This is a genomic window from Nesterenkonia halotolerans, assembly GCF_014874065.1.
Lineage (GTDB): Bacteria > Actinomycetota > Actinomycetes > Actinomycetales > Micrococcaceae > Nesterenkonia > Nesterenkonia halotolerans.
The window spans coordinates 292,153-312,750 of the sequence record NZ_JADBEE010000002.1 but is presented as its reverse complement, the minus strand read 5'-3'; the positions used below and the strand labels follow the sequence as shown (position 1 = coordinate 312,750).

The 20,598-nt window shown below is 66.8% G+C and carries 19 protein-coding genes; 16 read left to right on the top strand and 3 right to left on the bottom strand.

Annotation, left to right across the window (positions count from 1 at the left end; all coding sequences use genetic code 11):
• The first annotated feature begins 97 nt into the window (after positions 1-97).
• Both H4W26_RS11635 and H4W26_RS11630 read left to right on the top strand, forming a co-directional pair.
• Complete coding sequence (locus tag H4W26_RS11635) at positions 98-1,102, top strand: thermonuclease family protein (RefSeq protein ID WP_192592387.1); 1,005 nt, start codon at positions 98-100, stop codon at positions 1,100-1,102.
• Between the two features lie 50 nt (positions 1,103-1,152).
• Complete coding sequence (locus tag H4W26_RS11630) at positions 1,153-1,359, top strand: hypothetical protein (RefSeq protein ID WP_192592386.1); 207 nt, start codon at positions 1,153-1,155, stop codon at positions 1,357-1,359.
• On the opposite strand, the gene H4W26_RS11625 is transcribed toward H4W26_RS11630, so the two are convergent.
• On the bottom strand, positions 1,306-1,860 hold the full coding sequence (locus tag H4W26_RS11625) for a GNAT family N-acetyltransferase (protein ID WP_192592385.1): 555 nt from the start codon (positions 1,858-1,860) through the stop codon (positions 1,306-1,308). The genes H4W26_RS11630 and H4W26_RS11625 overlap by 54 nt on opposite strands.
• Before the next feature lie 36 nt (positions 1,861-1,896).
• Here H4W26_RS11625 and H4W26_RS11620 point away from each other — a divergent pair, with 36 nt between their 5' ends.
• The 11 genes from H4W26_RS11620 (at position 1,897) to H4W26_RS11570 (ending at position 15,227) form a co-directional block, all read left to right on the top strand.
• Complete coding sequence (locus tag H4W26_RS11620) at positions 1,897-2,355, top strand: 23S rRNA (pseudouridine(1915)-N(3))-methyltransferase RlmH (protein ID WP_192592384.1); 459 nt, start codon at positions 1,897-1,899, stop codon at positions 2,353-2,355.
• Positions 2,348-3,043: an NADPH-dependent F420 reductase gene (locus H4W26_RS11615; RefSeq protein ID WP_192592383.1), complete on the top strand. Its 696-nt coding sequence runs from the start codon at positions 2,348-2,350 to the stop codon at positions 3,041-3,043. The genes H4W26_RS11620 and H4W26_RS11615 overlap by 8 nt, the downstream gene beginning before the upstream one ends.
• 218 nt (positions 3,044-3,261) lie before the next feature.
• Positions 3,262-8,121 carry a DNA glycosylase AlkZ-like family protein gene (locus H4W26_RS11610; protein ID WP_192592382.1) on the top strand — a complete coding sequence of 1,620 codons (4,860 nt, stop codon included), beginning with the start codon at positions 3,262-3,264 and terminating at the stop codon, positions 8,119-8,121.
• Between the two features lie 60 nt (positions 8,122-8,181).
• Positions 8,182-8,913, top strand: coding sequence for a VOC family protein (locus tag H4W26_RS11605; RefSeq protein ID WP_192592742.1), 732 nt, complete (start codon positions 8,182-8,184; stop codon positions 8,911-8,913).
• Positions 8,914-8,948: 35 nt separating this feature from the next.
• A complete protein-coding gene (locus H4W26_RS11600) occupies positions 8,949-9,968 on the top strand; it encodes a pseudouridine synthase (RefSeq protein ID WP_192592381.1) in 1,020 nt (339 codons plus the stop codon).
• The gene (locus H4W26_RS11595) at positions 9,965-10,618 is read left to right on the top strand and encodes a DedA family protein (protein WP_192592380.1); all 654 of its coding nucleotides are present in this window, start codon (positions 9,965-9,967) and stop codon (positions 10,616-10,618) included. The genes H4W26_RS11600 and H4W26_RS11595 overlap by 4 nt, the downstream gene beginning before the upstream one ends.
• Positions 10,619-10,694: 76 nt before the next feature.
• Entirely contained in the window at positions 10,695-12,467 is a 1,773-nt protein-coding gene (locus H4W26_RS11590; RefSeq protein WP_192592379.1) for a DMT family transporter, read from the top strand.
• Positions 12,468-12,532: 65 nt separating this feature from the next.
• On the top strand, positions 12,533-13,252 hold the full coding sequence (locus tag H4W26_RS11585; RefSeq protein ID WP_192592378.1) for an AMIN-like domain-containing (lipo)protein: 720 nt from the start codon (positions 12,533-12,535) through the stop codon (positions 13,250-13,252).
• 43 nt (positions 13,253-13,295) lie between these two features.
• On the top strand, positions 13,296-13,835 hold the full coding sequence (locus H4W26_RS11580; protein ID WP_192592377.1) for an NUDIX hydrolase family protein: 540 nt from the start codon (positions 13,296-13,298) through the stop codon (positions 13,833-13,835).
• Positions 13,836-13,867: 32 nt separating this feature from the next.
• A complete protein-coding gene (locus tag H4W26_RS11575) occupies positions 13,868-14,410 on the top strand; it encodes a hypothetical protein (protein ID WP_192592376.1) in 543 nt (180 codons plus the stop codon).
• Positions 14,403-15,227, top strand: a complete 825-nt coding sequence (locus tag H4W26_RS11570; RefSeq protein WP_192592375.1) for a hydroxymethylpyrimidine/phosphomethylpyrimidine kinase — start codon at positions 14,403-14,405, stop codon at positions 15,225-15,227. The genes H4W26_RS11575 and H4W26_RS11570 overlap by 8 nt, the downstream gene beginning before the upstream one ends.
• A gap of 46 nt (positions 15,228-15,273) precedes the next feature.
• Here the strand turns inward: H4W26_RS11570 and H4W26_RS11565 are convergent, their stop codons facing one another.
• Positions 15,274-15,969 carry a response regulator transcription factor gene (locus H4W26_RS11565; RefSeq protein WP_192592374.1) on the bottom strand — a complete coding sequence of 232 codons (696 nt, stop codon included), beginning with the start codon at positions 15,967-15,969 and terminating at the stop codon, positions 15,274-15,276.
• Positions 15,970-16,210: 241 nt separating this feature from the next.
• Between H4W26_RS11565 and H4W26_RS11560 the strand changes: the two genes are divergently transcribed.
• The 3 genes from H4W26_RS11560 (at position 16,211) to H4W26_RS11550 (ending at position 19,116) form a co-directional block, all read left to right on the top strand.
• Complete coding sequence (locus H4W26_RS11560) at positions 16,211-16,363, top strand: hypothetical protein (RefSeq protein ID WP_192592373.1); 153 nt, start codon at positions 16,211-16,213, stop codon at positions 16,361-16,363.
• Positions 16,364-16,402: 39 nt separating this feature from the next.
• Entirely contained in the window at positions 16,403-17,575 is a 1,173-nt protein-coding gene (locus tag H4W26_RS14040) for a sensor histidine kinase (RefSeq protein WP_192592372.1), read from the top strand.
• Between the two features lie 299 nt (positions 17,576-17,874).
• Entirely contained in the window at positions 17,875-19,116 is a 1,242-nt protein-coding gene (locus tag H4W26_RS11550; protein ID WP_192592371.1) for an acyl-CoA dehydrogenase family protein, read from the top strand.
• A gap of 6 nt (positions 19,117-19,122) precedes the next feature.
• Here the strand turns inward: H4W26_RS11550 and H4W26_RS11545 are convergent, their stop codons facing one another.
• Positions 19,123-20,583: an L-serine ammonia-lyase gene (locus H4W26_RS11545; protein WP_192592370.1), complete on the bottom strand. Its 1,461-nt coding sequence runs from the start codon at positions 20,581-20,583 to the stop codon at positions 19,123-19,125.
• Between the last annotated feature and the right edge of the window lie 15 nt (positions 20,584-20,598).

Below are 20,598 nucleotides of genomic sequence, written 5' to 3'. Positions count from 1 at the left end.
GCCTGACCTGAACGAGACGACTCCACCTGGCACGTTACTGTGATGTCAGACTCATGCTCCCCGCAAGGGTCTGTCACTCGAACTTGATGAGGTTCCCTTGAAGCTGCCGCACCTGCCGGGGCGCCCGTCCGCGTCCAGAAAGCGCTCCCGCACCGGGACGCAGAACCGGTCCCGATGGAGCCGCTTCAGACAATGGCCGCTGATCGCCAAGATTCCGGCCATCGGCTGCGCCGGACTCGTCGCCCTGTTTGCGCTGCTGCTGGTCATCGGAATCATCGGCGTCGCACTGGATCCAGCCGAGGGCGATGAACCGGAAGCCGGTGACCAGGGGACCTCAGCGCCTGAGACCGAGGAGCCCGCGTCTGAGCGACCCTCACCCGAAGAGTCCGAATCCCCGGAACCCACGGAATCGGACGAACCCTCCGAGGAACCCACGGAGAGTGAGACTCCTAGTCCCACCCCGTCCCCCACGCCCAGTCCCACCCCGACCCCCACTCCCACTCCCACTCCTTCGACGGACCCGAACGAGAATCGCGCCGTCGTCGTGCGGATAGTGGACGGGGACACCGTGGAGCTCGACAACGGGGACACCGTTCGGGTCACCGGCATCGACACCCCGGAGCGCGGCGAGTGCAACTTCGACACCGCCTCGGCCCGGATGGGTGAACTCGTGCGGGGCAAGACCGTCACGCTGACCCGGGACGGGGATGACACCGACCGCTACGACCGGATCCTGCGCTATATCGACGTCGGCGACACCGACGCGGGCATGACTTTGATCGAAGAAGGCCTCGCCACGGCCCGCTATGACTCCCGCGATGGCTATGACTTCCACTCCCGCGAGCCTGACTACATCGCTGCGGACAATGCCACGGCGCTGCAGGGCTGCGCCGCCGAGCAGGCCCCAGCACCCGCCCCGGCCCCAGCTCCGGCACCCGAGCAGCAGGCCGGCAACTGCGATCCGAACTACACGCCCTGCATCCCCGTGTACCCGCCGGACATCAACTGCGGAGACCTGAGCTCAGCCGTCCGGGTGATCGGCACGGACGTGCACGGTCTCGACGCCGATGGCGACGGCATCGGATGCGACTCGAACGGCTGACACGTTAGGGTGCTGAAGAATTTGTTGCAGCAGACCTATGGAGGAGTTTCGTGGCGACAGAAACCCCGGAGCGTGAGCAGAAGGGCCGGTTCTGGACGACCTGGCAGACTGTGATGGCCGCGCTGGGCGTCCCGCTGATCGCGTGGATGTACTTCGCGCCGCAGGACCTGCGTCTGACCGGCGGGTGGTATCTGCTGGCCTGGCTATCGATCCTGCTGCTGGCCACCCTCGTCGCCGGTCCCCGCCGGAAGATCTGAGCTCCCGCGGCGCATCGGCACATGCGGAATGCCATCTTCCTGGAACGGCTCCCCGGTGCGGGTGAAGCCGAAGGATCCGTACCACCCCTCCAGCGGCTGCTGCGCGTCCAGCACCACAGCGCTCTCCGGTGACTGCGCGGCGCAGTACTCCAGCCCGCGCTGCATCAGCTCACGCGCCACACCGGTCCCCCGCGCCTCCTCCCGGGCGACCACCCGTCCGATCCGGAACCCCTCCGGCTCGTGCAGCACCCGCAGGGTGGCCAGCACCGCGCCAGCGGCCTGAGCGTCGGAACTTGCGGGGGCGCCGTCGTCGTCGGCTCGATGCTCAGGAGCGTCTACCGCCCATACCATGACAGCACCTGGCTCCAGATCCCGCCCGTCCAGCTCCGGGTACGCGCACTGCTGCTCCACGACGAACACGTCGGTTCTGAGCTGAAGCACGCGATAGAGCGAGACCGGGTCCATCTGAGCCAGCGAGGCGATGTGAAACTGTGCAGACATGGGCTCCATCCTAGGGTTGCCGGTAGTGTCGCCCATATGAGCATCACCGCCCTGGCCGTCGGCAAAAAGCATGAGAAGTGGGCCGTGGAAGGGATCGAGCGCTACACCAAGCGCCTGCGCAAGCCCTATGACCTGGACTGGAAGCTGCTCCCCCACTCCTCCCGCGAACACGATGCCGCGCGCCAGGAGGAGTCGGAACGGATCCTTGCCGCCCTGAAGCCCAAGGACCACGTGATCCTGCTCGATGAGCGCGGCAAGAACATCAGCTCACCTGGCTTTGCCGCCCACCTGCAGGGCAGCTTCGATGACGGGGCGCACGTCGTCGCGATCATCGGAGGCGCCTATGGGGTCACCGACCAGCTTCAGCACCGCGCCGATCTCGTCTGGTCGCTGTCCAAGCTGGTCTTCCCGCATCAGCTGGTGCGGATGCTGCTGGCCGAACAGGTCTACCGCGCCCAGGAGATCTCAGCAGGGCGGTCCTACCACCATGAGTGAGTCCCCCAAGGCGTCTGACGCGTCCTCCTCTGCCGCTCCCGAAGAACCTGTGGTGGGGATCCTCGGCGCCGGTCGGGCCGGAACCGCTTTCGCCCGCACCCTGCTGCGCGCCGGAGTGGCCGTGGACATCGCCTCCACCCGGCCCCCGCGTGCGCTGCAGCACCACCTGAAGATCTACGCCCCCGGCGCGCAGCCGGTGCATGCCGAGGACATCGCCGCGCGTGCCCGGAACTCCAGCGGCATCATCATCCTCGCGGTGCCGCAGGAGGAGCTCGACGAGCTGGATCCGGACTGGGTCGCGAACACGGTGCTCGTCGATGCCACCAACACCTGGCAGGACGAGCTGCTCCCCGGGTGGCTGCAGGCAGCGGTGGATGAGCAGCTGCCCACCTCGATGGCGCTGGCCGGACGCTTCGGTGCGGCACGGGTGGTCAAGGCGCTGAACCATATCGCCCACGCAGATTTCGACGACGCCGCCCGGCCCGGTGCCGACCTGTCCGGTCGCCGGGCCCTGGCGGTCGCCGGCGATGACGAGTCCGCCCGCGGCCTGGTCATGGGGCTGCTGTTCCGCATGGGGTTCGACCCGGTCTCGGTCGGGTCACTGGCGGCGGGTCGGATCATGGAGCCCGACGGTCCGCTGTTCAACCGCCCGCTGCGCCGCGAGGACATCCTGCACTACGCCCGCTGAGCGCTGGCCCGTGCGGTGCGCAGGGCGGGCACCTCGAGCGATGACCGTCATCGATTGGGCAGAAAACGTCGGAATAGGAGCCTCGGCGGGTGCGGATTCCGACGATTTGCGCCCAATGGATGTGGAAGAGGCACCGGGTGGGACCGCGGGCGCGCGCGTCAGCGTCTGCGCCGGCACCTGCGTCCGGCCATGTCCCCGGCGCCATTTAGAGTGGGAGCATGACCGCCCTGGAACCGTTCACCGAGCCCACCCGGCGCTGGTTCCAAGCCTCCTTCGGTCAGCCCACCGCCGCTCAGGCCGGCGCCTGGAACGCGGTCGCCCAGGGCAAGAACGCCCTGGTGGTCGCTCCCACGGGATCCGGCAAGACGCTCTCGGCCTTCCTCTGGTCCATCGATCAGCTCTTCGCCGCCCCCACCAAGGGCACCTCGGTGCTCTACATCTCCCCGCTGAAAGCGCTCGGCGTGGACATCGAACGCAACCTGCGCAGCCCGCTCGTCGGGATCGCGCACACCGCCCGGCGCCTCGCCGCCGAGGGCGCAGCCACCGAGCCGGCAGAGATCACCGTGGGCGTGCGCACCGGCGACTCCACCCCCAAAGAACGCCGCGACCTGGTCCGCAAGCCCCCACAGATCCTGATCACCACCCCCGAGTCGCTCTACCTGATGCTGACCTCCCAGGCGCGCAGCACCCTGACCGGGGTCAAGACCGTGATCCTCGACGAGGTCCACGCGCTGGCCGGGACGAAACGCGGCGCCCACCTCGCCGTCTCCCTGGAACGGCTCAACAACCTGCTCGAGACCCCCGCCCAGCGGATCGGCCTCTCCGCCACGGTGGAGCCGCGCGAAGAGGTGGCCCGCTTCCTGGGCGGCTCCGCGGCCGTGGAGATCGTCGCGCCGAAGTCCGAGAAGAAGTGGGACATCACCGTCTCGGTGCCGGTGGAGGACCTGGCCTCGCCCAGCACCGCTCCGCCTCAGGGCGCGACGCCGTTCCCGGCCGCCCCCGGCTCGCAGAAGAACGAGGCGGAGGACTCCGCGGACGACGGCCAGCCGAAGGTGCTCTCCGAGGTGCTCGCGGACTTCGCACCGGATGAGGCGCTCCTCAGCGACCAGCCCCTGCAGCCCAGCATCTGGCCGCACGTGGAGCACCGAATCGTGGACCTGGTCACCGAGAACCGCTCCACCATCGTCTTCGTGAACTCACGCCGCCTGGCCGAGAAGCTCACCGGTCGGATCAATGAGATCTGGGCCGAACGTCAGCCTCCCGCCGGGCAGGATGCCACCGACGACGACGTCGCCGCCGCCCACGGGGAGCAGACCGAAGCGGGAGAGCCGGATCCTCTCGCACGCTCGCACCACGGCTCGGTCTCCAAGGAACAGCGCAAGCTCACCGAGGAGGCACTCAAGTCGGGCCGGCTGCGCTGCGTGGTGGCCACCTCCTCCCTGGAGCTCGGCATCGATATGGGTGCGGTGGATCTGGTCATCCAGGTGGAGGCGCCCTTCGCGGTCTCCGCCGGACTCCAGCGCATCGGTCGCGCGGGCCACCAGGTCGGTGAGGTCTCGGTGGGCTGGTTCTTCCCGAAGCACCGCGGTGATCTGGTGAGCACCGCCGTCATCGTCGAACGGATGCTGGCGGGGCAGATCGAAGCGCTGCACATCCCGCGCAATCCGCTGGACATCCTGGCTCAGCAGACCGTCGCGGCGTCCTCCATGGAGACCTTGGACGTGGAGTCCTGGTTCGAGACCCTGCGCCGCAGCGCTCCCTTCGCCACCCTGCCCCGCTCCGCCTATGAGGCGACCCTGGACCTGCTGGCGGGCAAGTATCCCTCGGACCGCTTCGCCGAGCTCCGGCCTCGGATCATCTGGGACCGCGACGCCGGCACCGTCTCCGGCCGGCCCGGTGCCCAGCGGATCGCGGTCACCTCCGGCGGCACGATTCCCGACCGGGGACTCTTCGGGGTCTACCTCGCCGGGGGCGAGGACTCCGGCTCGGCCCGCTCCGGTGGGCGGCGGGTGGGTGAGCTCGATGAGGAGATGGTCTACGAATCACGCATCGGCGACGTCTTCGCCCTGGGCGCGACCAGCTGGAAGATCGAGGAGATCACCTTTGACCGGGTGCTGGTCTCCCCCGCCTTCGGGCAGCCCGCCTCGCTGCCGTTCTGGCGCGGCGACGGATTCGGCCGCCCCGCCGAACTCGGCCAGGCGCTGGGCCGCTTCACCCGAGAGGTCCACGCCGGCGCCCCGGAGGAGACCGCCGCACGACTCACCTCCCTGGGCATGGACACCTGGGCGCAGGAGAACCTGCTGCGCTACTTCACCGAGCAGCAGGAGGCCGCCGGGGTCCTGCCCAGCGACACCACACTGGTGGTCGAGCAGACCCGTGATGAGCTCGGCGACTGGCGGATCGTGCTGCTCTCCCCCTATGGACTTCAGGTGCACGCCCCCTGGGCGCTGGCGGTCGGTGAACGGCTGCATGATCGCTTCGGTCTCGACGGCTCCGCCATGGCCAGCGACGACGGAATCGTGCTGCGCGTGCCGATGATGGATGAGGATCCTCCCGGGGCGGAGCTGTTCGCGTTCGACCCGGATGAGCTCGAAGACCTGGTCACCGCCCAGGTCAGCTCTTCAGCGCTGTTCTCCGGACGCTTCCGTGAGGCGGCCGCGCGTGCCCTGCTGCTGCCGAAGCAGAATCCGGGCCAGCGCACCCCGCTGTGGCAGCAGCGCCAACGCTCCTCTCAACTGCTGGAGGTCGCCTCCGGGTATCCCGACTTCCCGGTCATCATGGAGGCCATGCGCGAAGTCCTGCAGGACGTCTACGACATGCCCGCACTGCTGGATCTGCTCCGCAGCATTTCGGCACGCAAGCTGAAGATCGTGGAGACCACCACTCCGAAGCCCTCCCCGTTCGCGCAGTCCATCCTCTTCGGCTACATCGCCCAGTTCCTCTACGAGGGGGATTCCCCGCTGGCAGAGCGCCGAGCCGCGGCGCTCTCGGTAGACCCGGCGCTGCTAGGCGAGCTGCTCGGCCGCGTGGAGCTGCGCGAGTTCCTCGATGCCGCGATCATCGCCGATTCCGAGGCCTACGCGCAGCGACTCACCCCCTCCCGACACGTCCGCGGACAGGAGGGGGTCGCGGACCTGCTCCGCCTGCTGGGCCCCTTGACCGCGGAGCAGCTGGCCGCCCGGCTGGAAGAGGGCGAACCGGCAAAGGAACATGCGGAAGGGCTGGTCTCCAGCCAGCGGGCATTCAAGGTGATGTGGCGGACCGGCACCTCCATCGCGCCGGGCGCCACTGGCCTCGCGGGCACATCCGCCACGGGCACCGATCACGTGGAAGAGCGCTACGCGGCGATCGAGGACGCCTCTCGGCTTCGGGACGGCCTGGGCACGCCCATCCCGGTGGGCATTCCCTACGCCTTTCTGGACCCCGTGGAAGATCCGCTCGGGGACCTGGTCGGCCGCTATGCGCGCACGCACGGGCCTTTCCTGGTGGAGGAGGCCGCGGACGAGCTGGGGCTCAGCCGCGCGGTGGTCGCCGATACACTGACCCGGCTGGTCCGCGAGCATCGCGTGGTCGAAGGCCTGTTCCGCCCCGACCGTGAGCTGCCCGTCGACGCCCGGTCCGGCACCGTGGAGTACTGCGATGCCGAGATGCTGCGCCGGATCCGCCGCCGCTCCCTCGCGGCCCTGCGTGCCCAGGTGGAGCCGGTGTCGGGAGCAGCGTATGGACAGTTCCTGCTCGAGTGGCAGGGCATCTCTGCCGCACGCGGGAAGGGATCCTCAAGCTCAGGCACGGCCGCACTGGCCGAATCCCTGGCGCAGCTCTCCGGGGCCGCGGCTCCGGCGAGCGCCTGGGAATCCTTCATCCTTCCCGCACGCGTTCCCGACTACCGGCCCGCCATGCTGGACGAGCTGCTGGCCGCCGGAGAGTTTCTCGCGGTGGGCAAAGGCGCCCTGAGCGGGCACGACGGGTGGCTGGCCTTCTACCCGCGCGAAGACGCCGCCGTGCTGCTGAACAACCAGCCCGGCGGAACCGAGGACTTCACCCCGACGGCGCTCCAGGAGGCGATTCTCGAGGTGCTCACCCGGGGCGGCGCCTGGTTCATCGAGCCGCTGCACGATCAGCTGGATCCAGGCCTCACAGTCTCCCGTGAGACCACCAAGAACGCACTCTGGGAACTGTTCTGGGCCGGAAGGGTGACCCCGGACAGCTTCAGCGCGCTGCGTCGCTTCATGTCCACGGGCACCACCGCGCACAAGAAGCAGCCCACTCCGGCGCGGCCCCGGCACACCTCCCGGAGAATGGCGCTGCGGCAGGCCGCGGAATCCCATCGAAGCCGTGTCGGGGCTGCCAGCGGCGGGTTCAGCGGAGCCGGGGCCGGTGGGCGCTGGCAGCTGGTGCCCAGCACCTCCGCCGAACCCACCCTCGCCGCGCACACCCGCGCCGAGATCCTGCTGGATCGCTACGGCGTGGTCACCCGCGGATCGGTGATGTCCGAACAGCAGTCCGGACTCGGCACCACCTCCAAGGGCGGATTCGCGGCGGTCTACAAGGTGCTCTCGGCAGCAGAAGACTCCGGTCAGATTCGCCGCGGCTACTTCATCGAACAGCTCGGAGCCGCCCAGTTCACCTCCTCCGCCACCATCGACCAGCTGCGCTGGATCGCCGAGCGGCTGGAGGACGCAGCAGAGAAGACCGGAGAAGGGAAGCGGCAGGAGGCGGCCGTGGTGCTCGCCGCCACCGATCCCGCCAATCCCTACGGGGCGTCGCTGGACTGGCCGGAGCTCGAGAGCTCCACCCACCGGCCCGGACGCAAGGCGGGCGCCGTCGTCGTGCTCTACCGCGGTGACCTGGCGCTCTACATGGAGCGCGGGGGCCGCACCATGCTGCTCTTCACCGAGGACGAGGCCGTGATGGACCTGATCGCCCGGGCCCTGGTCCCGACGCTGCGCTCAGCGAAGACCGGGCGCATCGCGGTGGAACGCGTCAACGGGGAGCGGATCCTGACTCACCCGCTGGGACAGCTGCTGCGTGACGCCGGATTCAACTCCTCTCCCTCGGGGCTTCGATTCGCCCCGTGAGGCCTCACGCCAACAGCGCACAGACGTTCCAGACCCAGGATTTCCCGTTAGGGTGAGCACATGACTCTTTGCATTCCGTTTCTGATGTTCCAGGGTCAGGCCCAAGAAGCCATTGACCACTACCTCAGCGTCTTCCCCGACGCCGAGCTGCTGGAGATCGTGCATCACCCCGAGGGCACTGAGATCTATGACCCCACTCCCTCTTCCGAGGACTCGACCGAGCCTGATGACCTCGACGAGGCGGAGGAGGATGAGCTCTCCGAGGTGGAGGTCCAGCTGGACCTCGGCGAAGAGTCCGAGGAGGACTTCGCCGCCGACGATCTCACCGCCGAGAACGTCGACGAGGAAGCCGACGACGCGGTGGTCGATGCGGAGGAGCCCTCCGAGGTCCACCACGCAGTCGCAGCGGCCCCCGAGACGCACCACACCGACCTGCAGCTCGCCGAGGAGGATGATCCCGACGAGGTCGTCGACGTCCCCGTCCCGCTGGTGGCCACCGCTCAGCTGAAGATCGGCGGCCAGGTGCTGATGATCCAGGACAGTCTCGTGAAGCACCAGTTCAGCTTCACCCCGTCCGTCTCCATCGCCGTGGTGGTGGACTCCACTGAGGAGTTCAACCAGATCGTGAACAGCCTGGCACCCGGCGGCGAGTTCCTGATGGAGCCGGGCGACTACGACTTCGCGACCAATTTCGCCTGGATCAAGGACCGCTTCGACATGTCCTGGCAGGTCAACCAACCGCTCGCCCAGCCAGAGCCGACTGCCACCGCTGAGGCACCGGTCTGGGGCTGAGCCTCCATGCCGCCGAACCTCCGCGAACCTGACCTGTGACTCAGAAGTCCCCTCTCCCCGTGCGCAACGGGGTCAATGCCACCCGCCTGCGCCTGCCGCTGACCGGCCGCTGGCCCACCATCCATGACTACGTCCTGGAGACCTTCGGGCACATCGACCACGGAGGCATCACCGAACGCTTCCACGCCGGCGAAGTCGTCGACATCGACGGTGCCCCGCTCAGCACCACGACCCCCTTGGGCGAGCGGGAGTTCCTCTGGTACTACCGCTCCGTCAGCGAAGAGGTGCCGCTGCCGGTGCGCGAGGAGATCATCTACGAGAATGAGCACCTCGTCGCGGTGGACAAGCCACACTTCCTTCCCACCACGCCCGCCGGCCGGTACGTGCAGGAGTCGCTGCTGGTGCGGCTGCGCAATACGCTCGGCGTCCCGGATCTCGTGCCGATCCACCGGCTGGACCGCGGCACTGCCGGAGTGGTGATCTTCTCCAAGGAGCCCTCCACCCGGGGCAAGTACCAGCTGCTCTTCGAGAACCGCCAGGTCAACAAGACCTACGAATGCGTCAGCGCGGTCCCTCGCGGGATGACGGCGGAGACCCTCGCGTCGCGATTCCCGCTGAGCGTGCGGAACCGGATCGAGAAGACCAAAGGGGTCGTGGTCTCCCAGCTCGCGTCCTATGCCCCCGAGCACTCAGGTCACCGGCCCCACGACAGAAGGGCCCGGACGGGCAAGCGCCGCACGGAGGCCATCCCCGGGGCCAACTCCTCCTCCAGGGTGGAGCTGCTCGGAGCAGGCACCAGTCCCTCGGGGGAACAGGTGGGCCACTTTCAGCTGATTCCGCACACCGGAAAGACTCACCAGCTGCGCATCCATATGGCGCTGTTGGGACTGGGTATTCTGAATGACCGGTTCTACCCGGAACTCCTCGACGACGCCCCCGACGAGTTCGACAAGCCGCTGCAGCTTTTGGCGAAGACCCTGTCCTTCACTGATCCGCTCAACGGCGTGCCCCGCAGCTTCACCTCCCCTCGAACCCTCCAGGAGTCTCCGCAGTGACCAACCCCGCGATCGCCTTGGGCGTCAATGACCTCAGCGATCCGGCGCTGTACCAGGAGTGGGGGTTCTACTACTTCATCTTCTTGGCCATCGCTGTGGCGTTCACCGCGATCGTGCCGCCCTTCCCCTCCGAGGTCATGGTCATCGCCTCCGGCACGATGGCCGCGAACGAGATCTTCCCGGTCCTGCTGGTGCTCGCGGTGACGTTCCTCGGCTGCCTCGCCGGGGACATCGGGCTGTACCTGCTCTTCCGCTACAAACTGATCCGTCTGCTCTACCGCTGGAAGTGGGGCCGCAATCTACATCGGAAGCTGCTGCGGATCTCGATCCGGGCCGGGGGCGCCACCACCTGGGCAGGACTGCTGCTGATCCGCTGGATCCCCGGAGGCCGCGCCGCCTCGATGGCCACCGCCGGCATGATGGGACTCGGCGGCGGCGCCATGGTCGCGCTTGCCCTGCTGGGCGCCCTCACGTGGTCCCTCTGGATGGTCGGATTAGGTTACATTACGGGAACAACTACCGGGCTCCCACCCTGGGCGAGCACGGTCGCGGGCATCGTTGTGGGTACCCTGGTGGGGTTGGGAATCACGGTGGTGATGACCCGGAACCGGTCGCGTCGGGGGGCGCAGCGGAAGACGGCAACCACGTGACCAGCGGATTCGCACGGACCAGGGTCCGTCGCATCGAACGCATACGCCAGCTGAGACGCTAGAGGGGAAATCGGGCTTGACTGAAAAGTCCCAGGATGAGTCCATCGAGACGCTGCCTGTCTCCGAGACCTCCGCCGAGGAAGCCGAGGCCCCCCATGCCTCCGCTGCGGACGGCGATGCAGAGACGGGTACTGCGGAGACCCCCACTGATCAGCAGACCCCCGACGACGAGGCCCCCGCCCGGGACGAGAACCCCACCGACGGTCCCGCCGCCGAAGACAAGAACGCCCTCGAAGAGGACCCCGCTGCGAAGGACACCACCGAGTCCGACACGGACACCAGCGACGCCGACACTACGGTCAGCGATCAGGACCGCGAGCCCGAGCCAGAAGTCGGCCATCAGGACGACGACGCACCTGCGCCTTCCGTCGTCCGTTCAAGCCATCCCACTCCCGCGCGACCGATGACCGCCGAGACCGGTCATGAGCAGTCGGGGATCAGCGGCTTCTTCGACAACCTTGACGAGAAGTTCTTCGCCGCTGCCCGCCGCGTGGGCGACGCCTTCCGGCGCCCCGATGCCACAGCGGAGACCGAGAACGCCTCCCCTGCGACGGCGACCGAGGCGACCAAGGAGCCCGGGAACACCAGCGAGCCCGACCAGATCCCGGTAGAAGGCCCGCTCGAGGACCCCGAACGTCGGTTCGCGGAGGATCCGAGCAGCCTCCCGAGCCCCTCTGCCGAGGAGGACGACGCCGTCCAAGGCCCGCTCACTGAAACCCAGACCGAGCAAGAGCCTGCCCCCGTGACACTTCCCAAGCCACGCCGGGCGCTGGATGAACGCCGCCAGCGCGACGTGATCCTGGAGAAGGCAGCGGCCATCGAGGCTGCCACCGCGCGGAACTACCGGCCCACCGGCCGCGAGTTCGTGGAGTTCGCCGATGATGAGGAAGACCTCTTCACCTACATTCCGCCGTACAACCTCCCCTCGCGCGACCCCGACCCGGCACCGGTGCGCACCGACCTTTATCGACAGGTGTTCGTGAGCATCGGCGCCTTGGCTGCGCTGGTCTCGCTGGGCTGGATGTTCGGCATGTTCACCTCGGCGCCTGCCATCTTGGGCGGAAACGGGCTGGATGAGCTCGCCGAGGGCTGGTACTCCGGGAACCGGGCACTGCTCTCTCCCGAGGCGAACTTCTACTGGCTCTGGCCGTTCATCGTGATCGGGCTCCTCGCCCACGCGGTCTATCAGTGGACCACCACCCAGACCGCCACGCCTCGTCAGCGTCGTTCCGGCTGGCAGGTCGGCTCCGCCTCGGTGCTCATGCTCATCTGGACAGCGTCCATCCACACCGGGATGCTCACCCTCGCTGTGTTGGCCGCACTGGCTGCGGCACTGGCGCTGATCGATGCCATCCGTCAGTTCACCTTCCGCACGGCGCGCAACTCGCTGGAACGCCGGCTCGCCGACACCACCACGGGTCTCTTCGCAGGCTGGGCGCTCGTGGCCGCCATGTCCTCGTTGTCGATCTGGCTCACCGCCATGGGCTGGCACATTCCCGGCTTCCCGGCAGTGATCTGGGCGCTGATCGGACTGGGCATCTGCATCTGGGCGGCCTCGTACTATGCGATGACCGAACGCGGCAGAATCACGCTCGCCCTCGGCATGGGCTGGGGAATGTTCTGGCTGATCTTCCCTCGCATCCTCTCCGACGTCACCTCCGTGTGGGTGGCGCTCTGCGCCGCCATGGGTGCGTTCGTCGTCATCCTCGCCACGGAATCACGCAGGCACAAGATCAACCACGCGGAACGCCGCGCCGCCATGGGGCGCCCGCTCGAAGACATCATCTGATCCCACGCTGAGGAGCTGCTATCACGCACCGTCTGACCATCGCCGCCAGCACCGCCGCGCTGCTGATGCTCACCAGCTGCGGATCCGACCAGGATCCGGCCGACTCCACGGAGACCGCCTCCGCCTCACCCAGTTCCTCAGCGAGCGCCTCCGCCGGCGCCTCCGAGAACGAAGAACCGGGGGGTGCGTCAGGCACCGAGGGCGAGTCCGAGACTGAGTCCGAGCAACCCAGCCCCGAAGAAGAGTCCGACTCCAGCTCCACCCCGACTGAGAGCGAACCCTCTTCCAGCACCTCAGGGCAGCCCGGAACAGATCCGATCACTGGAGAGTTCACCACTGAGCCACAAGAGACCGACGGGTTTCCGGATGGCTCGGGGCCGAGCGATCAGCAGCTGGTCGCCCTGCGCTCCGGCGTTCACGATGGCTTCGATCGGGTCGTCTTTGAATTCAGCGGCGAGGGCCTGCCCAGCTGGCGCGCCGAGTACGTCGATTCAGCCGCTGAGCTGGGCCGCGGCAACCGTATCGAGATGGCAGGCGAGGCGATTCTCCAGATCTACGTCAGCGGCCCCTCATGGCTGCCCGAGGAGGAGGTCGAGGATCAGCTTGCCTCGGACCAGTACTACGAGCGCGATACCGCTGCCCTCCCGGAAGAGGTATACGTGCAGGGCCCCTTCGAAGCCCTCTCGCAGTATCTGATCGGTCTGCCGCAGGAGGTCCCCTTCTCAGTGGAGCTGCTCGAAGACCCCACCCGACTCGTGGTGGACCTCGAGAACCGCGGGGAATGACGCCGGAGAAACGGCAGTGTCCGTTGTGGTGCATGATGGAACTATGAGCATTCGAACCCCTGATCCGAACCCCGGATGGTTGAACGAGGATGACCTCTACGAGGCCCGCCGCCGGCTTCCCATGGTCTACGTGGAAGCCATCCCGGTGCGACTGGATCCACTGGGCTGCATCACTGAACTCGGCCTGCTCTACACGGCCGACACCGAGGGGCACTTCTACCGCACTGTGGTCTCCGGACGGGTGATGTACCGCGAGACGATTCGCGCTGCCCTGCTGCGCAACATCGAGAAGGACCTCGGTTCCCTGGTGCTGCCGCAGATTCCACCCTCCCCCACCCCGTTCACCGTGGCCGAGTACTTCCCCTACCCCTCGGAGACAGGACTCGTCGACGACCGGCAGCATGCCGTCTCGATGGCTTATATCGTGCCCGTCTCGGGTGAGTGCTCACCCCGTCAGGACGCTCTGGAACTCAGCTGGATGACACCGGACCAGGTGCTCAGTCCCGAGGTCCAGGCGGAGTTCCTGGGCGGACGTGAACGACTCATCCGGCAGGCCCTCGCCCACCTGGGTCACACGGGCTGAACCCAGCTCGCCCCGCCGGTAGAATCTAGGCAATGACCACTCCCGCACCAGAGAAGACGACGCGCCGCAGGCGGCCGTCCCAGCGCGCCAGCACGGAGCCCCGACCAGTCCTTCGGCTGGGCTTCGCTGGGTGGATAGTCTCCTGGCTGATCCCCACTGCGGTGATGGGAGGTCTGCTCCTCGCGCTGAGTCTCATGCCGGGACTCGACGGCGAGGGATTCCTCGCGCCACTGATCCCGCTGATCGGCGCTGCCGCCGTCGTCGTCGGCATCCCGGGGACACTGCTGGTCACCTGGCTCTTCCGACATCAGCCGCGCCCCACGGTGCACATCCTGGGCTACGTCCTCGTGGGTCTGCTCTATGGCCCTGTCGTGCTCGTCGTGGGCGCGGGCGGACTGGTGCCCATGCTCATCCCACTCATCGGCTTTCCCGCCGGCATCCTGCTGGGGCTCGGCCGCTGGATGGCTCAGCCCCTGACCCGGGTGGATGACCCCGAGCGGGAAGCCACGACGCCCGGGCTCGATGCATCACAGACCACCAAGGACCCACAGACAAAGGACCCTGAGCATGACTGAGACCACTGCACATCCGGCAATGACTCTGACCATTGCAGGCTCCGAGGCCACCGGCGGCGCCGGAGCTCAGGCCGATCTGAAGACCTTCCAGGAGCTGGGAACCTTCGGAATGGTGGCGCTGACCTGCATCGTGTCCTTCAATCCCGAGGACAACTGGAACCACCGGTTCGTTCCCGTGGAGACCCAGGTGATCAATGACCAGCTCGAGGCCATCTTTGGAAACTACGGGCCCGAGTCACTGGACGCGGTCAAACTCGGGATGATGGGCTCGCCCGCCACCATCTCCACCGTGGCCTCCGCGGTCTCAGCTCGAAAGCCGAAGCACCTGGTGCTGGACCCCGTGTTGATCTGCAAGGGTCAGGAGCCCGGTCACGCCCAGGACACCGACAATGCGCTGAAGGCGGAGCTGCTTCCGCTGGCGACTTTCGTGACGCCGAATCACTTCGAGACCGAGCAGCTCTCCGGCATGAAGGTCGAGTCGCTGGAGGACCTCCAGGCGGCGGCCGCAGAGATCCATCGCATCTCCGGGGCCGCCGTGCTCGCCAAGGGCGGGATCCGTCTGGCAGGAGCAGACGCCGTCGATGTCTTCGTCGATGCCGAGGGCATGGAGGTGCTCACCGCACCGAAGATCGGCGAGCACGCCGTCTCCGGTGCCGGCTGCTCATTGGCCGCCGCCGTCACAGCCGAGCTCGCCAAGGGCTCCTCGCCACGTGAGGCCGCGCGTCACGCCAAGGCCTTCGTCACCGCGGGCATCCACCAGCGCGTGGCCGGGAACACCCCGTTCGACGCGCTCTGGCAGGGCGGCTTGCGCCGCTGAGCTGCAGGCGGCTGGCCGTGGCGGGTCCTCGCGATCCCGCGGCTGGCTACCTGCCGTCGCCCTCCGGGGCGACGTCCTCGAGCTGAGGCTCGATCAGACCCAGCTGGGTCGCGCGGATCAGCAGCTGCACGCGATCCCGCACCCCGAAACGGGCACACAGACGCCCGAGATGCGCCTTGACCGCGCCTTCGGTCAACACCATGCGCGTGGCGATCTCCCGGTTGCTGAACCCGCGCGCCAATAGGGTCAGAACCTCCGTCTCACGCGGCGGGACCCGCGGCAGATAGTCCGAGCCCGCCAGCGCTACCGAGAATTCCTCGGCCTCATTGACGGCATTGAACTCAAGCCGTCGCGCCACATCAGGTGAGATCGGCACGGAACTGCCGTGAACCTGACGAATAGCCTCGAGCACCTGATCCGCCGTCGCGTCCTTGACGATGTAACCCTTGGCCCCGGCGTTCAATGCCTGCAGCGCATGCCCTTCAGAGCTGAACGTGGTGACCGCCAGCACGGAGGTCTTCGGGGCGATCGCCATGACCTCGGCGGTGGCCTCGACGCCACCCATCTCCGGCATCTTGAGGTCCATGATCACCACATCAGGCATCTCCTCACGGACCCGCTCGATCACCTCAAGCCCATTCTGCGCTTCACCCACACAGACCATGTCTGGGGCGGAGTCTACGTAGGCGCGGAGAGCTGCCCGCATGATCGGGTGGTCGTCTGCAACGACGAGACGGAGCATGGCTGAACCTGTTCTTCCTCGGCCTGTGACACCCGGTGCAACGACACCCGGTGCGGAGTCTCACTTTATCCGAACTCTCCGAGCTCCAGGGATGCTCGACTCCTCCAGAGGGAAACAACACTGAAACTGAGCGGTTCTGTATAAATTAGGCACTTAAGTCCACTATGCCTGAATCTAGGCACACCTTATTCTAATTTTACACGTTCAACATCAGCAGGTATACCCCCGAAAGGAACAAAAAATGTCACTCGCATTGTTTGCTTACCGTATCGCCATCGTTTCCGCCCTCGTTCTTACTACTGTTATCACTTTCCTTGATCTTTCAAACCTGGAAACTGCAGGATTCTTCCGCTCATTCATCTGCCGGGCATTCCCCAACGCCTCCGGCTGCTGAGTCTTCGCCGGCTGAGCATCGTTCGGCATACTCTTGAGCGTGACCTTCTCAAGCGATGTTGCCCCCAGCCGAAGAGTGCTCACCATCCTCACGCTGGCGACGATCGGTGGCATAAGCGCCGATATTGGGCTCGCGTTGATCCTGGACGCCACGTACCTCAGCGAGACACTTCAATTCGGCTATCTGATCTGGATTCTCGCGGTGGCGCTGTTCTGGTTGCACCCAGCCGCGGGGGCACTGGCGGCCTTGACCGGTGGGGTTCTAGGAGTCCTTGCGAGTTCGCAGTTCGAAACGATGCTGCTGGTCATACTCTTCTGCGGACTCAGCGCCATGTACTGCTCACGGTGGGTACGCCGTCTGTATGCGCTTCTAGCCCTGTGCCTCGCGGTGAACGCGGGCCTAGTGCAGAGCGACGCACTGTTGGCAGCTGGTTTCGGAATTACGATCGGCGCGCTGATGCTTCTCTGCTACTTCGCTGGGCACGCCACGAGGAAGCAGCTGGTCTCCCGAATGTCCGCTGACCAAGAGCTCGTAGAGCTGCGCGCTGCCCACGAAGACGCACTTGCGGGCGAGCGACGCTCCATCGCGCGAGACCTGCACGACATCCTCGCCCACGACCTCACGGTCATCTCAATGCAGACTCAGGTCGCGGCGGCCACCGGAACACCCGAATCCCGGGCGGCTGCCCTGAGTCAGATCTCCCAATCGGCAAGTGCGGCGCTGCATGACCTGCGCCGCGTGCTGCTTGTCCTGCAGCGCGAGAACATCATCGGCTCGGGACCGGGCGACGCCCCGGAGCTGGACCTGGAATCGGGGCTTGCACGCTTCACCGAGCGCCTGCAGGACCTTGGCTTCACCGTCGACACTTCGGTGCATGGGGACATCAGCTCGATCTCCCAATCAGTGGAGGCCTGCCTGTACCGCATCCTGCAGGAGTGCACGACGAACGTGGTCAAACACGGAGCCCGTGGACACGACACGAATGACTGCACGATCGAACTCGAGGTCAAAGAGGCCACTGTCGATCTGGCCGTGACGAACCGAACCGATGCGAATCAGGCACCCGCACCGAAACACGCGACATCCGGCACCGGGCTGATCAGCATGGAGGATCGCGCGGCGACCTATGGCGGAACGATCGAGGCGGGGTCGCCCGCTGAAGGCATCTGGAGCGTGCAGGTCTCTGGAATCCAGCTGCGGCTTCCGCGCTGAGACATCCCTGGCCAAGACACCCTCGGGCACAGAGGAAATCACCCCTGACACAGAGAGGCTCGGGCGGTGCCGTTCCCACCGCCCGAGCACTAACACCAGCCGAGGCCCTGCTCCGAACCCTTGCACCGTAATTCGGAGCGCCTCAAGGCCAATGCTTCTCCCTGAATCGTGCACCACTGTTGCACGTCCAGTTTCTATTATCGGAGAGATTCCCTCCGCAACACCAGTGGACTTTGGTCTACAGTTCGAAGATTCAACTAAGCTCCACCTTCTTGTGACTATCGAGTAACATGTGTGCCATGACACACCACGCTCCCGATGCCTCCGTGGACCCCATCTACGACGTCTCCACCGCGCTCGATCTGGATTACTACGGGGTGTTCGAGGACCTGCCCGTGGCGGACCGCCAGTGGTGGACGCGCGCCCGCGAGTTCTCCAGCGGACTGGAGACCCGTATGGCCCAGCACTGGGAGCATGCGGAGTACCCGGTGGACCTGGTCCGCAGGGCCGGAGGCCTGGGACTGCTCACCGACGGAGTCGACGTCACGGAGGCCGGTATGGAGACGCTCTCCCCCATGGCGGCCGGACTGGTGAACATGGAGACCTCCCGGGCAGACGGCTCGCTGGGAACAGCGTTGGCGGTCCAGGGCGGACTGGCGCTGCGCACGCTGGCGTACTTCGGATCCGACGATCAGAAGGCCGAGCATCTCACCAAGCTGGCCACCGCTGAGACCCTGGGTTCCTTCGCGCTGACCGAACCGACCCACGGCTCCGATTCGGTGTCCCTGGAGACCACCGCCCGCCTGGTAGGTGACGAGGACTCGGGCTATTACGTGATCAATGGCGCCAAGAAGTGGATCGGCAACGGGGCCTCCGGAGGCATCACCTTCACCTGGGCCAGGGTCTCCGGTGGTGTCCACGACGGCAGCGTTCGCTGCTTCCTGGTGGATCAGGCCACACGCGGCTACAAGGCCGAGGTCATCCAGGGCAAGGCCTCGCTGCGGGCCATCCACCAGGCCTTGATCCAGTACGAGGACGTCGAAGTTCCTGCTCACGCTGTGCTTCCCGGGTCGAAGAACTTCAAGGACGCCTCCAAGGTGCTCTTCGCGACCCGGCTGGGAGTGGCCTGGTCCGCCGTCGGCCATGCCTCGGCCCTGGTGGAGGCGGCGCTGAGCTATTCCAAGCAGCGGGAGCAGTTCAGCCGCCCGCTGGCCAGCTTCCAGCTCGTCCAGGAGCGCCTGACCTGGATGGTCTCGGAGCTGACCTCCATGCAGATGCATGTGCGGCAGGTGACCGAACGCGACATCGCCGGCACCCTCACCGGACCGCAGGCCTCGCTGGCGAAGTATCACAACACTCGCAAGGCCCGCGCGATCGCCCACGTGGCCCGCGACATGCTCGGCGGCAACGGCATCCTGCTGAAGAACAAGGTGCCCCGCCACATGGCCGACATCGAGGCGATCCACACCTACGAGGGCACCGAGTCCGTGCAGACCCTGATCATCGGTCGGGATCTGACCGGTTACTCCGCCTTCGCCTGAGCCTGTTCAGCACTCGACGACGTTGACCGCGAGCCCACCCAGGGCAGTCTCCTTATACTTCGAGGACATGTCCTTGCCGGTCTCACGCATGGTCACGATGACCTCATCCAGAGACACCCGGTGATCACCGTCGCCCATCAGCGCCATCCGTGCGGCATTCACCGCTTTGGTCGCGCCCATGGCATTGCGCTCGATGCACGGCACCTGTACCAGTCCCGCGATCGGGTCACAGGTCAGGCCGAGGTTGTGCTCCATGGCGATCTCGGCGGCGTTCTCCACCTGTCGCGGAGTGCCACCGAGCACCTCGCAGAGTCCGGCGGCCGCCATCGAGGAGGCTGAACCGACCTCGCCCTGACAGCCCACCTCGGCGCCGGAGATGGACGCCTGCTCCTTATAGAGCACGCCCACGGCGGCGGCGGTGAGCAGGTAGCGCACAGCGATCTCCTCGCGGTCCTCCTCCCCCGCATAGCTGGCACCGGGGCCATAGTGCGTGGCGTAGAAGCCCACGGCGGGGATGATGCCGGCCGCACCGTTGGTGGGCGCGGTGACGACCCGCCCGCCGGAGGCGTTCTCCTCATTGACCGCGAGCGCGACCAGGTTCACCCATTCCTGCCAATAGGCGTGGGTCCGGCTCGGATCGTCCTTCCACATGCGGGCATGCCAGTCAGGCGCACGACGGCGCACCTTGAGTCCGCCGGGCAGGTTTCCCTCACGCTCCAGGGCGAAGTTCTTGCAGTCCTCCATCACCTGCCACAGGTGCAACACCTTGGCCGCGATCTCCTGCTCCGCGTCCTGTTCCGTCCCGCCGTGACGGGTGACGTGCAGCGCACGCTCGTTGGCCATCATGATCCGTGAGACCGGCAGCCCGGAGCGTGCACAGTGCTCCATGAGCTCGGCGCCCGTGGTGAACGGATAGGGCACCTTCTCGTCGTCGTTGGCCAGCGCCACTCCCAGGGAGGCGTCGGAGGCCACCGCGTCTGATTCGGAGAGCACGAAGCCGCCGCCGATGGAGTAGTAGGTCTCCTTCGCCACCTGCTCGCCGTGGCCATCCAGTGCCGTCAGCGTCATGGCGTTGGTGTGCCGGTCCAGGACGGTCAGCGGGCGCTGCACGATGTCCTCGACCCGCAGCGGCAGCTCGCGGCCGCCGTCGTCGTCATGCTGGGCTGCGAGCTGGACCGTGCCGGAAGACTCCATCGCCTCCAACCGGGACTCGACCTGGTCCGGAAGAATCGTCTCCGGATCCCAGGCTTCGAGCCCGAGCAGGACGGCGGTGAACGTGCCATGTCCGCGTCCGGTGGCTGAGAGCGAGCCGTAGAGATCGACGCGCAGCGCCTCCGTGCGCGCCAGGGCGCCGGTCTCGCACAGCTCCTCGAGGACGAACCGCCGCGCGGCGCGCATAGGACCCACGGTGTGCGAGGAGGATGGTCCGATCCCCACCCGCAGGAGGTCGAAGATGCTGATGGTCATGTGAGGCCTCGAATC